General features: G+C 64.8%; 13 protein-coding genes and 2 tRNA genes. All 15 read right to left on the minus strand.

Annotation, left to right across the window (positions count from 1 at the left end):
- The 15 genes from Sp245p_RS10015 to clpX all read right to left on the minus strand — a co-directional run bounded on the left by Sp245p_RS10015 (position 1) and on the right by clpX (position 14,185).
- Positions 1 to 615 (minus strand): NADH-quinone oxidoreductase subunit J, encoded by a 615-nt coding sequence (locus Sp245p_RS10015; RefSeq protein WP_014240129.1) that lies wholly within the window; start codon positions 613 to 615, stop codon positions 1 to 3.
- Between the two features lie 36 nt (positions 616 to 651).
- Positions 652 to 1,140: an NADH-quinone oxidoreductase subunit NuoI gene (gene nuoI / locus Sp245p_RS10020; protein ID WP_014240128.1), complete on the minus strand. Its 489-nt coding sequence runs from the start codon at positions 1,138 to 1,140 to the stop codon at positions 652 to 654.
- A gap of 94 nt (positions 1,141 to 1,234) precedes the next feature.
- Positions 1,235 to 2,245: an NADH-quinone oxidoreductase subunit NuoH gene (nuoH, locus tag Sp245p_RS10025; protein ID WP_014240127.1), complete on the minus strand. Its 1,011-nt coding sequence runs from the start codon at positions 2,243 to 2,245 to the stop codon at positions 1,235 to 1,237.
- Complete coding sequence (gene nuoG, locus Sp245p_RS10030) at positions 2,238 to 4,310, minus strand: NADH-quinone oxidoreductase subunit NuoG (protein ID WP_014240126.1); 2,073 nt, start codon at positions 4,308 to 4,310, stop codon at positions 2,238 to 2,240. The genes nuoH and nuoG overlap by 8 nt, the downstream gene beginning before the upstream one ends.
- Positions 4,311 to 4,325: 15 nt before the next feature.
- Positions 4,326 to 5,618, minus strand: a complete 1,293-nt coding sequence (gene nuoF, locus Sp245p_RS10035) for an NADH-quinone oxidoreductase subunit NuoF (RefSeq protein WP_014240125.1) — start codon at positions 5,616 to 5,618, stop codon at positions 4,326 to 4,328.
- A gap of 10 nt (positions 5,619 to 5,628) precedes the next feature.
- A complete protein-coding gene (gene nuoE, locus Sp245p_RS10040; RefSeq protein ID WP_014240124.1) occupies positions 5,629 to 6,246 on the minus strand; it encodes an NADH-quinone oxidoreductase subunit NuoE in 618 nt (205 codons plus the stop codon).
- Positions 6,243 to 7,391, minus strand: coding sequence for an NADH-quinone oxidoreductase subunit D (locus Sp245p_RS10045; RefSeq protein ID WP_035673062.1), 1,149 nt, complete (start codon positions 7,389 to 7,391; stop codon positions 6,243 to 6,245). Before Sp245p_RS10045 ends, nuoE begins: the two co-directional genes overlap by 4 nt.
- A gap of 68 nt (positions 7,392 to 7,459) precedes the next feature.
- Positions 7,460 to 8,089, minus strand: coding sequence for an NADH-quinone oxidoreductase subunit C (locus tag Sp245p_RS10050; protein ID WP_014240122.1), 630 nt, complete (start codon positions 8,087 to 8,089; stop codon positions 7,460 to 7,462).
- A gap of 24 nt (positions 8,090 to 8,113) precedes the next feature.
- The gene (locus Sp245p_RS10055) at positions 8,114 to 8,656 is read right to left on the minus strand and encodes a NuoB/complex I 20 kDa subunit family protein (RefSeq protein WP_014240121.1); all 543 of its coding nucleotides are present in this window, start codon (positions 8,654 to 8,656) and stop codon (positions 8,114 to 8,116) included.
- Positions 8,647 to 9,015, minus strand: coding sequence for an NADH-quinone oxidoreductase subunit A (locus tag Sp245p_RS10060; protein ID WP_014240120.1), 369 nt, complete (start codon positions 9,013 to 9,015; stop codon positions 8,647 to 8,649). The genes Sp245p_RS10055 and Sp245p_RS10060 overlap by 10 nt, the downstream gene beginning before the upstream one ends.
- A gap of 344 nt (positions 9,016 to 9,359) precedes the next feature.
- Positions 9,360 to 9,436, minus strand: a tRNA-Asp gene (locus tag Sp245p_RS10065).
- A gap of 163 nt (positions 9,437 to 9,599) precedes the next feature.
- Positions 9,600 to 9,674 (minus strand) — tRNA-Val (locus Sp245p_RS10070).
- A 105-nt stretch (positions 9,675 to 9,779) separates the two neighbouring features.
- A complete protein-coding gene (locus Sp245p_RS10075) occupies positions 9,780 to 10,052 on the minus strand; it encodes an HU family DNA-binding protein (protein WP_014240118.1) in 273 nt (90 codons plus the stop codon).
- 164 nt (positions 10,053 to 10,216) lie between these two features.
- Positions 10,217 to 12,631: an endopeptidase La gene (gene lon / locus Sp245p_RS10080; protein WP_014240116.1), complete on the minus strand. Its 2,415-nt coding sequence runs from the start codon at positions 12,629 to 12,631 to the stop codon at positions 10,217 to 10,219.
- Positions 12,632 to 12,916: 285 nt separating this feature from the next.
- Complete coding sequence (gene clpX, locus Sp245p_RS10085) at positions 12,917 to 14,185, minus strand: ATP-dependent Clp protease ATP-binding subunit ClpX (protein WP_014240114.1); 1,269 nt, start codon at positions 14,183 to 14,185, stop codon at positions 12,917 to 12,919.
- Positions 14,186 to 14,353 lie beyond the last annotated feature (168 nt).

Consider the following 14,353-nt stretch of genomic DNA (forward strand, 5'->3'; position numbering starts at 1 on the left):
TCACACGCCCTCCCCGGTCGGCACCTTGCGGATGGCGACCACGTCCTCGCGCCGACGGGCGAGCTGGGAGCCGATGTTCTGCTTCCGGACACCCTCACGCTGACGCAGGGTCAGGACGATGGCGCCGATCATGGCGATCAGCAGCACGAGGCCCGACGCCTGGAACAGATAGACGTAGTGAGTGTAGATCAGCTGGCCGAGCTGCTCGGTGTTGGTCGCACCGGCCATCGCCGCGACCGGCGCTGAGGCGGCCTTCTCCGCGGCCGGCGCGATGATCCAGCCGCCGAGCACGGCGGCCAGTTCGGCCAGCAGGATGAGGCCGATCAGCCCGCCGATCGGCAGGTACTGGAGCGCGCCCGCCCGCAGCTCGCGGAAGTTGATGTCGAGCATCATCACCACGAACAGGAACAGCACCGCGACCGCGCCCACATAGACGATCACCAGGATCATCGCGATGAACTCGGCCCCGAGCAGCACGCACAGGCCGGCGGCCTGGAAAAAGGCCAGGACCAGATAAAGGACCGAATGAACCGGATTCCGCGCCGAGATGACCATCACACCGGAGGCCACCAGCAGCGCGGCAAAGACGTAGAAGGCGATGCCTTGAACAATCATCGTTATCCCCGTTTCCGCTTACCGCACTGCAACGACTTACCGGTACGGCGCCTCGGCCGCGAGGTTCTGGGCGATTTCCGCTTCCCAGCGGTCGCCGTTCGCCAGCAGCTTCTGCTTGTTGTAGAAAAGCTCTTCACGGTTCTCGGTGGAGAACTCGAAGTTCGGACCCATCACGATGGCGTCCACCGGGCAAGCCTCCTGGCAATAGCCGCAGTAGATACACTTCGTCATGTCGATGTCGTAGCGCGTGGTGCGGCGGCTGCCGTCCTCACGCGGTTCGGCCTCGATGGTGATGGCCAGGGCCGGACACACCGCCTCGCACAGCTTGCAGGCGATGCAGCGCTCCTCGCCGCCGGGATACCGGCGCAGGACGTGCTCGCCGCGGAAGCGGGGGCTGATGGGGCCCTTTTCGAACGGGTAGTTCAGGGTCACCTTGGGCTTGAACATGTAGCGCAGGGTGAGCCCGAGGCCGCCCAACAGTTCGGTCAGGAACAGGCTGCGCGCCGCACGATCGAGGAACGCCATGGCCTCTTCGTCTCCTTCCAAGCGGGCGCCCCGTTCCGGGTGACGCCCGCGCATTCTCTTTGAAACTCGATCCGATGGTCCGTTCAGGCGCCGGTCACTTCGGCAGCCAGCCGAACGTCACCAGCACGCCGGCCGTCAGCACGACCCACAGCAGCGAGAACGGCAGGAACACCTTCCACCCCAGACGCATCAGCTGGTCGTAGCGGTAGCGCGGCATGGTCGCGCGGACCCACACATAGACGAACAGGCAGAAGGCGATCTTCAGGGCGAACCAGATCGGGCCGGGGATCCAGGTGAAGGGCGCGAACGGCAGCGGCGGCAGCCAGCCTCCCAGGAACAGGATGCTGGTCATCGCGCTCATCAGGATCATGTTGGCGTATTCGCCAAGGAAGAAGAGCGCGAAGGGGGCCGAGCTGTATTCCACCATGAAGCCGGCCACCAGTTCCGACTCGCCTTCCGGCAGGTCGAAGGGGGACCGGTTGGTTTCCGCCAGCGCCGAGATGAAGAAGATGACGAACATCGGCAGCAGCGGGATGGCGAACCAGATCGTCTCCTGCGCCTCGACGATCTTCGTCAGGTTCAGCGAGCCGACGCAGAGCAGGACGGAGATGATGACGAGGCCCATCGAGACCTCGTAGGACACCATCTGCGCCGCCGAGCGCAGCGCGCCGAGGAAGGCGTAGCGCGAGTTCGACGCCCAGCCGGCCATCACGATGCCGTACACGCCCAGCGACGAGATCGCGAACAGGTACAGGATGCCGACGTTGATGTCGGCCAGCACCATGCCGTAGTCGAAGGGAATGACCGCCCAGGCGACCAGCGCCAGGAAGAAGGTCAGCATCGGCGCCAGATAGAACACGAAGCGGTTCGCGCCGACCGGCAGGATCTGCTCCTTCGCGAACAGCTTCAGGCCGTCCGCGAACGGCTGCAGAAGCCCGAACGGGCCGACGATGTTCGGACCCTGGCGGAGCTGCATGGCGCCCATGATCTTACGCTCGGCGTAGGTCATGAAGGCCACGGCCACCAGGAGCGGCACGACGATCGCCAGGATCTTGAGGACGATGATGATCAGCGGCAGCAGGAAGCCGCTCCAGAACTCAGCCATGGGTACCGGTCCTCTCCTGAGCGCTCTCGGCGGGCTTCACGAACGTCTCGGCGCAACGAGCCATGGTCACCGAGGCGCGGCTGATCGGGTCGGTCATGTAGTAGTTCGCGACCGGCGACTGGAGCGGGGCCGCGTCGAGCGCGCCCTCCGCGCCGAACGGCGCCCAGGGGGCCGGCGTGACCGTGCCGACCGCCGCGAAGACCGGGTTGACCTCGGCCAGACGGCGGCGGATCTGCGTCAGGCTGTCGTAGGGCAGCTTGTGGCCGAGCTGTTCCGACAGGGCGCGCAGGATCTTCCAGTCCTCCCGCGCCTCGCCGGGCGGGAAGGTGGCGAGACGCGCCTGCTGCGGACGGCCCTCGGTGTTGACGTAGAGGGCGTTCTTCTCGGTGTAGGCGGCACCCGGCAGGATGACGTCGGCGCGGTGGGCGCCCTTGTCGCCGTGGTGGCCCTGGTAGACCACGAAGGCGTTGCCCAGAGCCGCGGTGTCGATCTCGTCGGCGCCCAGCAGGTACACCACGTCGATCTCGCCCTTCCCTGCCCCCTCGACGATGCCGACGGTGCCGCGACCGCCCTCGCCCGGCAGGAAGCCGATGTCGAGGCCGCCGACGCGGGACGCCGCCGTGTGCAGCACGTTGAAGCCGTTCCAGCCGTCCTGAACCACGTTGAAGGTCTCGGCCAGCTTGCGCACCGCGGCCTGAACGGCGGCGCCGTCCTTGCGGCGGAAGGCGCCGGCGCCGAGGATGACCATCGGGTTCTTGGCGCCGCGCAGCGCATCGGCGAAGGCGTGCGTGCCGTCGACGAGCTGCTGCAGGGCGTCGGTGCCCGTGCCGAGATGGCTGTACGGGTAGGTCAGCTCGCGGGCCTCGCCGATCACCGCGACCTTCAGGCCACCCATCAGATAGCGCTTGCGGATGCGGGCGTTGACGATGGTGGCTTCCCAACGCGGGTTGGTGCCGACCAGCAGGATGACGTCCGCCCGCTCGATCCCGGCGATGCCGCTGTTGAACAGGTAGCCCGCGCGGGACGACGTGTCGAACAGGGCGCCGTCCTGGCGGCAGTCGATGTTGGCCGAGCCGAGGCCGGCCATCAGCTCCTTGAGCGCCAGCATGGATTCGGTGTCGGCCAGATCGCCGGCGATGGCGGCGATGCGGTTGCCCGGGACGCCCTTGACCTTGGCGGCGATGGCCTGGAAGGCCTCGGCCCAGGTCGCCGGCTGCAGCTTGCCGTCCTTGCGAACGTAGGGGCGGTCGAGACGCTGGCGCTTCAGCCCGTCATAGGCAAAGCGGGTCTTGTCCGCGATCCACTCCTCGTTGACGTCCTCGTTGACGCGCGGCAGGACGCGCATCACCTCGGGGCCGCGGGTGTCGACGCGGATGTTCGAGCCGACAGCGTCCAGCACGTCGACCGTCTCGGTCTTGCGCAGCTCCCACGGACGGGCCGTGAAGGCGTAGGGCTTGGACAGCAGAGCGCCCACCGGACAGACGTCGGCGAGGTTGCCCGACAGTTCCGACCCAATGGCCTTCTCGACGAAGGTGGTGATCTCCATGTGCTCGCCGCGGTTCACCGCGCCGAGGTCGGGAACGCCGGCGATCTCGTTCACGAAGCGGATGCAGCGCGTGCAGTGGATGCAGCGCGTCATCTCGGTCCGGATCAGCGGCCCCATGTACTTGTCCTGGACGGCGCGCTTGTTCTCGCCGTAGCGGCCACGGTCGAAACCGTAGGCCATCGCCTGGTCCTGGAGATCGCACTCGCCGCCCTGGTCGCAGATCGGACAGTCCAGCGGGTGGTTGATCAGCAGGAATTCCATGACGCCCTTGCGGGCCTTGTGCACGAGCTCGGTGTTGGTCTTGACGACCATCCCGTCGCCGCAGGGCATGGCGCAGGCGGCCACCGGCTTCGGCGCGCGCTCCATCTCCACGAGGCACATGCGGCAGTTCGCCGGCACGCTCAGACGCTCGTGGTAGCAGAAGCGCGGGATCTCGATGCCCAGCTGTTCGCAGGCCTGCAGGATCGAGGTGCCCGGCTCGACTTCGATCTCGATCCCGTCGATGGTGAGTTTCGGCATTGGAAACCGGGCTCCTTACTCGGCCGCCAAGGACTTGGCGGCGTTGCGGTAGTCGAGGATGCGGCGCTCGACCTCCGGCCGGAAATGCCGGAACAGGCCCTGGATCGGCCAGGCCGCGGCATCGCCGAGCGCGCAGATGGTGTGCCCCTCGATCTGCTTGGTGACCTCCAGCAGCATGTCGATTTCCTCGACGCGCGCGTTGCCGGTCACCATGCGCTGCATGATGCGGTTCATCCAGCCGGTGCCCTCGCGGCACGGCGTGCACTGGCCGCAGCTCTCATGGGCGTAGAACTGGGACAGGCGGGCGATGGCCTTCACCACGTCGGTGGACTTGTCCATCACGATCACCGCCGCGGTGCCCAGGCCCGAGCGCACGTCGCGCAGGCTGTCGAAGTCCATCAGGACCGTGTCGCAGATCGACTTCGGCAGCAGCGGCACCGACGAACCGCCGGGGATGATCGCCAGCAGGTTGTCCCACCCGCCGCGCACGCCGCCGGCGTGCTTCTCGATCAGCTCCTTCAGCGGGATGCCCATCTCCTCTTCCACGTTGCACGGCTTGTTGACGTGCCCGGAGATGCAGAAGAGCTTGGTGCCGGTGTTCTTCGGACGGCCGAGACCGGCGAACCACGCCGCACCGCGGCGCAGGATGGTCGGAACCACCGCGATGGATTCGACGTTGTTCACCGTGGTCGGGCAGGAATAGAGACCGGCTTGGGCGGGGAACGGCGGCTTGTTGCGCGGCTGGCCCTTCTTGCCCTCGATGGACTCGATGAGCGCCGTCTCCTCGCCGCAGATATAAGCGCCCGCGCCGCGGTGGATGTAGATGTCGTAGTCGTAGCCGGTGCCGCAGGCGTTCTTGCCGATCAGCCCCGCCTCGTACGCCTCGTCGATGGCGCGCTGGACGTTGGAGCCCTCGTTGTAGAACTCGCCGCGGATGTAGATGTAGCAGGCCGACGCGCCGATGGCGAAACCGGCGATCAGGCAGCCCTCGATCAGCTTGTGCGGATCGTGGCGCAGGATGTCGCGGTCCTTGCAGGTGCCCGGCTCGCCCTCGTCGGCGTTGATGACGAGGTAGACCGGCTTGTCGGTCACGTTCTTCGGCATGAAGGACCACTTCATGCCGGTGGAGAAGCCGGCGCCGCCGCGCCCGCGCAGGCCGGATTCCTTGACCTGCTCGATGATCCATTCCTTGCCCTGGGCGATCAGGGCCTTGGTGTTGTCCCAGTCACCACGCTTCCGGGCGGCGTCCAGGCCGAAGCTCTGGTAGCCGTACAGGTTGGTGAAAATGCGGTCCTCGTCGCGAAGCATCGCATCCCCCTCAATCGGCCGTGGTGGTGAAGGCCTTCAGAGTCGTCGGGCCGCCCACCGGTTCGGAGGACTGCCGGCCGATCTGCGAGCCGTGCTTGGGGATCTCGCCGCCCTTGAGGGCGTCGATGATCGTTTCCATGTGTTCCGGGCTGACGTCTTCATAGTAGTCGTCGCCGATCTGGACCACCGGCGCGTTGACGCAGGCGCCCGAGCACTCGACCTCGCGCAGCGTGAACTGGCCGTCCGCGGTGGTCTCGCCGACGCCGATGCCCAGCTTGCGCTCGCAGGTGTGCACGATGTCGTCGGACCCGCGCAGCCAGCACGGCGTAGTCGTGCAGACCTGGATGACGTGCTTGCCGACCGGGGTCTTGTTGTACATCGTGTAGAAGGTCGCGACCTCGTACACGCGGATGCGCGGCATGCCGAGCAGGTCGGCGACGGCGTCCATGGCGACACGCGGCAGCCAGCCCTCGCTCTGGCGCTGGGCCAGATCAAGCAGCGGCATGCAGGCGCTGGCCTGCTTGCCCGCCGGGTACTTCGCGATGATGGCCTTCGCCCGTTCCAGATTTTCCGGATTGAAGGCGAAGGAGGCCGGCTCCTTGGCCGGGTCGTGAGCCGGGGCGCTCATCGGTCAATTTCTCCGAACACGATGTCCATGGACGCGATGTTGGCCACCGCGTCGGCCAGCATGTGGCCCTTCGACATGAAGTCGAGGCCCTGCAGGTGGGCGAAGCCCGGCGCGCGGATCTTGCAGCGGTACGGCTTGTTCGTGCCGTCCGACACCAGATACACGCCGAACTCGCCCTTCGGCGCCTCGATGGCGGTGTAGGTTTCGCCCGCCGGGACGTGGAAGCCCTCGGTGAAGAGCTTGAAGTGATGGATCAGCGCTTCCATCGACCGCTTCATCTCGCCGCGCGGCGGCGGGGAGACCTTGCGCTCCTCCGCGCGCACCGGGCCTTCGGGAAGCTCCTTCAGGCACTGGCGGATCATGCGGTTGGACTGGCGCATCTCCTCCATGCGGACGAGGTAGCGCGCCCAGCAGTCGCCGGTCAGGCCGACCGGCACGTCGAAGTCCATGCGGTCGTAGACTTCGTAGGGCTGCGACTTGCGCAGGTCCCAGGCGACGCCCGAGCCGCGCAGCATCGGGCCGGTGAAGCCCCAGTTGAACGCCTCTTCCTTGGTGACGACGCCGATGTCGACGGTCCGCTGCTTGAAAATGCGATTGTTCGTCAGCAGATTGTCAATGTCGTCAACAAACTTCGGGAAGCGCTCCGTGAACTCCCAGATGTCGTCGGTCAGGCCAGCGGGCAGATCCCAGGCGACGCCGCCGGGACGGAAGTAGTTCGCATGCAGGCGCGCACCGCACACACGCTCGTAGAACTCCATGAGGATCTCGCGTTCCTCGAAGCCCCACAGCGCCGGCGTGATCGCGCCGACGTCGAGCGCGCCGGTGGTGATCGACAGGATGTGGTTCAGGATGCGCGTGATCTCGGAGAAGAGAACGCGGATGTACTGGGCGCGCAGCGGCGCCTTGATCTGCAGCAGGTTCTCGATGCCGAGCACATAGGCGTGCTCCATGCACATCGGGCTGACGTAGTCCAGGCGGTCGAAATACGGAACGGCCTGCAGATAGGTCTTGTACTCGATCAGCTTCTCGGTGCCGCGATGCAGCAGGCCGATGTGCGGGTCGCAGCGCTCGACGACCTCGCCGTTCAGCTCCATCACCAGACGCAACACGCCGTGGGCCGCAGGGTGCTGCGGCCCGAAGTTCATGGTGTAGGGCTTGATCTGGGTCTTGCCGCCGGACTGGCCGGCGGAGGGGTGTGCGGACGTGGCGATGGTCACGGCTTGCTCCCGGTGTCAGGGGCCTGGGCCTTCTCGTCGCCGGGCAGCATCACGTTCGTCATGCCTTCCCAGGGCGACAGGAAGTCGAAGCTGCGGAAATCCTGCGTCAGGCGGACGGGTTCGTAGACGACGCGCTTCTGGTCCTCGTCGTAGCGGCACTCGACATAGCCCGTCATCGGGAAGTCTTTGCGCAACGGGTGACCTTCGAAACCGTAGTCGGTCAGGATGCGGCGCAGGTCCGGATGATCAGAGAAGAAGATCCCGAACATGTCCCAGGTTTCACGCTCGAACCAGCCGGCCGCGTTGTACACCGGCACGGCCGAGGCCACGGGAGTGTCCTCGTCGGTGGTGACCTTCACGCGGAGGCGCCGATTGTGCTTGTAGCTCAAAAGGATGTAGACGACCTCGAAGCGTTCCTCCCGCTCCGGCCAATCCACAGCGGTGACGTCGAGCAGCTGCTCGAACGAGCAGGTCGGATCGTCACGCAGGAAGGTGAGCGACTTGATGAGCGAGGGCCGGCGGACGGTCACCATCAGCTCGCCAAGCTTCAGCTCGACCTTCAGGACGTCATCGCCGAGCGTCGCGGCGATATGGTCCCCAAGTTCCTTCAACGCCTGTTCGGACATGGCCAGGACCTGCCTTTTTCTTATTCAGCGAGCGATGCGGTTGCCGCGCCGGATCTTCTTCTGGAGTTGCAGAATGCCGTAGACCAGCGCTTCCGCGGTCGGAGGACAGCCCGGCACGTAAATATCGACCGGAACGATCCGGTCGCAGCCGCGCACCACCGAGTAGGAATAGTGATAGTAGCCGCCGCCGTTGGCGCAGGAGCCCATCGAGATCACCCAGCGCGGTTCCGGCATCTGGTCATAGACCTTGCGCAGCGCGGGGGCCATCTTGTTGGTCAGCGTGCCGGCCACGATCATGCAGTCGGACTGGCGCGGGCTGGGGCGCGGAATGACGCCGAAACGGTCCAGGTCGTACCGGCTCATGTAGGCGTGGATCATCTCCACCGCGCAGCAGGCCAGACCGAAGGTCATCGGCCACAGGGAACCGGTGCGGGCCCAGGCGAGCACATCCTCGTACTTCGCCGTGATGAAACCCTTTTCCTGGATCTCCTCGGTGACCGCGCGGAGATAGGCGTCCTGTTCCGGTCCGGGCGGAATCGGCGCCAGCTTGGCAGCCTCTACTCCCATTCCAGAGCTCCTTTCTTCCACTCATAGATGAAGCCGATGGTCAGAATCCCAAGGAACACGATCATCGACCAGAAACCGAAGAGGCCGATGTCCCCGAGCGCCACGGCCCACGGAAACAGGAAGGCGACCTCGAGGTCGAAGATGATGAACAGGATGGAGACCAGGTAAAACCGCACGTCGAACTTCGTGCGGGCATCCTCGAACGGCTCGAAGCCGCACTCGTAGGGGGAGAGCTTCTCCGAATCCGGATTCTTCGGGCTGATGACGTAAGACGCGCCAACCATCACCACGGCCAGCGCGATACCGATCAGCAGGAACACCAGGATCGGAAGGTACTCAATGATCAGCGGGTTGGTCACCGCGGTCCTCCCATAAGCCCACGCCACGATCGCCGGTACGGCCGGTAATCGGCCGACGCGCGGTGTCGTGGCTGGAATGCCTTGGATTAGCCCATCAGACGGGGCGGAATATATGACGAGAGCGTGATCAAGGAAAGCGCTTTGAATCGCTTTCGGCCAACGAATCCACTCTGCGGAAATGAGCGGATGTCCTTGGTATTACCAAACTTTTTAAATGACCCTTCTCTCTATCCGGCTTATCGGATATGCGGGTCGAGCTATTCGGATATAGGGATCACGAGCCTGCCGGTAAAGCCGTGAAGGCTTCGTTTTCATTGCAAAAAGGAGAAGGGAGAGGGGAAGAATGGCGCGAGTGACGGGACTTGAACCCGCGGCCTCCGGCGTGACAGGCCGGCGCTCTAACCAACTGAGCTACACCCGCGCAACGCGGCAAGATGAAACGCGCAAAACAAGCGTCCGTGTCATAGGATCGCAGCGCTGTTTCCGAGGCTGTGCCCCGTCGCCGATGGGCGGTTTCTAGCCGCCCGACGCATGGCCTGTCAATCACGATTTTGAAAAAGACATGCCGGAAGGATCGGGCGCGGTGGTGGGCGATGAGGGTTTCGAACCCCCGACCCTCTCGGTGTAAACGAGATGCTCTACCGCTGAGCTAATCGCCCGCGCCGCGTCGTTGACCGGATTGGCGTCCAGACAACGCAAAGCCGGCCAGCTTGTGCTGACCGGCGCGCACTATGCCCGGAATGCCCTATCCGTTCAAGACGTCATCACTTCAGCCCGTCCTTCAAGGTCTTGCCCGGCTTGAACTTCGGCTGTTTCGACGCGGGTATGGCGATCTTCTCGCCAGTGCGCGGGTTGCGGCCCTCGCTGGCCGCGCGTTCGGAGACCGCGAAGGTGCCGAAACCGACCAAGCGAACCTCCTCCCCGTTCCTGAGCGAGTCGGCGATGCCGTCGAAAACGGCGTCGACCGCCTTGGTCGCGTCGGTTTTGGACAAACCCACGGCATCGGCGACGTGCGCCACCAGATCGTTCTTGTTCACTTACTTCCCCCCATTTCAATCCGGCAAAGAAAGTGGAAGCAAAGCCACCCAATGACTTCACGCGTTCAAACGATAAACACGACATCGCCCGCCCGTCAATTGCAGACGGGCGGGCGATGCGAAGCATGGTAGCGCTTTAAGGGTGCTTTAAACGCCGGACTCGATCAGTGACGAAGCACCTCGCCTCCGCCGTCGGTCTGCGGCTTGGCGACCGCCGGCTCGACCGCTTCCGGTTCCTTCCACTCGATGGGCTCGACTTCCCGAACCAGGGCGTGCTTCAGGACGTCGTCGACGGTGCTGACCGGGATGATTTCAAGGCCGCGCTTCACGTTGTCCGGAATCTCGGCGAGATCCTTCTCGTTGTCCTTCGGGATCAGCACATGCTTGAGGCCACCGCGCAGTGCGGCCAGCAGCTTCTCCTTCAGGCCGCCGATCGGGAGCACCCGGCCGCGCAGGGTGATCTCGCCGGTCATCGCCACGTCCTTGCGAACCGCGATGCCGGTCAGAACCGAGACGATCGACGTGATCATCGCCACACCCGCCGACGGGCCGTCCTTCGGGGTGGCGCCCTCGGGCACGTGGACGTGGATGTCCCGCTTCTCAAAGAGCGTCGGCTTGATGCCGAAGGCGGTGGCCCGCGACTTGACGTAGCTCTCCGCCGCCTGGACCGACTCCTTCATGACGTCGCCCAGCTTGCCGGTGGTGGTCACACGCCCCTTGCCGGGGAGGCTGACCGCCTCGATCGATAGCAGCTCGCCGCCGACTTCGGTCCAGGCCAGACCGGTGGTGACGCCCACCAGATCTTCAAGCTCCGCCTCGCCGAAGTGGAAGCGGCGGACACCGGCGTACTTGTCCAGGTTCCGGCGGGTGACCGCGACCTTGGCGCCGGCGGAGCCCTTCATCAGGATCTCCTTCACGGCCTTGCGGCAGAGGTTGGCGATCTCGCGCTCCAGGCTGCGGACGCCGGCCTCCCGCGTGTAGTAGCGGATCAGGTCGCGCAGCGCGTCGTCGGAGATGGCGAACTCGCCCTTCTTCAGGCCATTGGCCTCCACCTGCTTCTCGATCAGGTGGCGCTTGGAAATCTCGACCTTCTCATCCTCGGTGTAGCCGGCGACGCGGATGATCTCCATACGGTCCAGCAGCGGCTGCGGCATGCGCATCGTGTTGGCCGTGCAGACGAACATCACATCCGACAGGTCGTAGTCGACCTCCAGGTAATGGTCGTTGAAGGTGCCGTTCTGCTCGGGGTCGAGGACCTCCAGCAGGGCCGACGACGGGTCGCCGCGCCAATCGGCGCCAAGCTTGTCGATCTCGTCCAGCAGGAACAGCGGGTTGGACGACTTCGCCTTCTTCATGCCCTGGATGACCTTGCCGGGCATCGAGCCGATGTAGGTGCGCCGGTGACCGCGGACCTCGGCCTCGTCCCGCACGCCGCCGAGCGACATGCGCACGAAGTTGCGCCCCGTGGACTTGGCGATCGACTTGCCGAGCGAGGTCTTGCCGACGCCGGGCGGCCCGACGAGGCAGAGGATCGGCCCCTTCACCTTGTTCATGCGGTTCTGGACCGCGAGATACTCGAGGATGCGTTCCTTGACCTTCTCCAGGCCGTAATGATCGGCGTCGAGGATCTTCTGCGCGAGCTTCAGGTCCTTCTTCACCTTGGTACGCTTCTTCCACGGAATGGACAGCATCCAGTCCAGGTAGTTGCGCACCACCGTCGCCTCGGCCGACATCGGGCTCATCGAGCGCAGCTTCTTCAGCTCGGCCAGGGCTTTGTCGCGGGCTTCCTTGGAGAAGCGGGTCTTGTTGATCTTCTCTTCCAGCTCGGCCGACTCGTCGCGGCCGTCCTCGGTCTCGCCGAGTTCCTTCTGGATCGCCTTGAGCTGTTCGTTGAGGTAGTACTCGCGCTGGGTCTTCTCCATCTGCCGCTTGACGCGGTTGCGGATGCGCTTTTCCACCTGCAGGACGCCGATCTCGCCTTCCATGAAGGCGTAAACCCGCTCCAGCCGCTCCGACACCGTGGCACATTCCAGGAGCTGCTGCTTCTCCGGAATCTTCAGCGCGAGGTGGGAGGCGACGGTGTCCGCCAGCTTGCCCGGCTCCTCAATCTGGTTGATCGAGACCAGAACCTCCGGCGGGATCTTCTTGTTCAGCTTGATGTACTGCTCGAACTGCGAGACGACCGCGCGTCCCAGCGCCTCAAGCTCCTGGCTTTCCCCGACCTTCTCCTCGACGAGGTCGGCGTGGGCCTGGAAGAAATCCTCGTTCTCGGCGAACTTGGTGATGGACGCGCGCTGGCCGCCCTCCACGAGCACCTTCACCGTTCCGTCGGGCAGCTTCAGCAGCTGCAACACGGTCCCAACGGTGCCGACGCTGTAGATATCGGCCGGCGTCGGATCGTCCTGCGCGGCGTTCTTCTGGGTGACGAGAAGGATCTGCTTGTCGTCCTTCATCACGTCTTCCAGGGCGCGCACGGATTTCTCACGGCCGACGAAAAGAGGCACGATCATGTGGGGGAAAACCACGATGTCGCGGAGCGGCAGGACCGGATAGAGGGCACCACGAGGGATTTCGAACATTGATTGGGCCTCTTTCATTGGGACGCCGTCAGCCCGGGATGGGCCTGGGAAGACCCCCGCCTCGGGGGATGAGCACAGGGATCGAAAACCGGCACTTTTTCTAACGTGGCACAGCCATAGCCCCCCTTCAAGGGCCAGAACCCCAATTCCGTATGGCGGTGCGACATGCCGGCCGGGCCGTTCCGAGGCCCGAATGGCGCCCTCGATGCCTGCAAAAGCCGGAAACGACAAAGGGCGCCCAAAGGCGCCCTTCCCCGTATCCGATGCTGATCGGCCGTGACAAACTCAGGCACCCGGTGCCTGCTGCTCCCCGCGGCGCTCGGCGTGGACGTAAAGCGGCTTGGCGCGCCCCTCGACCACCTCCTTGTTGACGAGGATGCTTTCCACCCCCGACAGGCCCGGCAGATCGAACATCGGGTCGAGCAGGATCGACTCCATGATCGAACGCAGGCCGCGCGCGCCGGTCTTACGCTGAATCGCCTTGTGGGAGATGGTGCGCAGGGCGTCGTCGGAGAACTCCAGACGCACATCCTCCATCTCGAACAGGCGCTGGTACTGCTTGACCAGGGCGTTCTTCGGCTTGGTGAGGATCTCGACCAGAGCCGACTCGTCCAGATCGGCCAGCGTGGCGACCACCGGCAGACGGCCGATGAACTCGGGAATCAGGCCGAACTTCAGCAGATCCTCGGGCTCGACCTCGCGCAGGATGTCGCCGGTCGAGCGCTCGTCCGGGCCGCGCACATCGGCGCCGAAGCCGATCGACGTGCCCTTGCCGCGCTGCGCGATGATCTTGTCCAGCCCGGCGAAGGCACCGCCGCAGATGAACAGGATGTTGCTGGTGTCGACCTGCAGGAATTCCTGCTGCGGGTGCTTGCGGCCGCCCTGCGGAGGCACGGAGGCGACGGTGCCTTCCATGATCTTCAGCAGGGCCTGCTGCACGCCCTCGCCCGACACGTCGCGCGTGATCGAGGGGTTGTCGGACTTGCGGCTGATCTTGTCGACCTCGTCGATGTAGACGATGCCGCGCTGCGCCCGCTCGACGTTGTAGTCGGCGGCCTGGAGCAGCTTGAGGATGATGTTCTCGACGTCCTCACCGACATAGCCCGCCTCGGTCAGAGTCGTGGCGTCGGCCATCGTGAAGGGAACGTCGATGATCCGGGCGAGCGTCTGGGCGAGCAGCGTCTTGCCGCAGCCCGTGGGGCCGACCAGCAGGATGTTGGACTTCGCCAGTTCGACGTCGTTGTGCTTCGTGCCGTGCGCCAACCGCTTGTAGTGATTGTGCACCGCAACAGAAAGGACCCGTTTCGCGTGATGCTGGCCGATCACGTAATCGTCCAGTACCGCATGGATGTCGCGCGGGGTCGGCACGCCGTCGCGGGACTTCACGAGGGTCGTCTTGTTCTCCTCGCGAATGATGTCCATGCACAGCTCGACGCATTCATCGCAGATGAACACCGTCGGACCGGCAATCAGCTTGCGGACCTCGTGCTGGCTCTTGCCGCAAAAGGAGCAGTAGAGCGTGTTCTTCGAATCGCCGCTGCTGGACTTGCTCATCGGTACTCCGTCATCTCGCGGGGGACTGATCCGTATAACCTGTCAACCGCCTGCGGCGTCCCCCGACGCCGGTCCTTTCAAAGGTTGTCCCGGGCATGGCCCGTGACAAGGTTAACGCATCCGCTCATCCTTCGAACCCGATCCATCGGACCGGTTCCCCATCATTCA

This window comes from Azospirillum baldaniorum, assembly GCF_003119195.2.
In the GTDB taxonomy this organism is placed as follows: domain Bacteria; phylum Pseudomonadota; class Alphaproteobacteria; order Azospirillales; family Azospirillaceae; genus Azospirillum; species Azospirillum baldaniorum.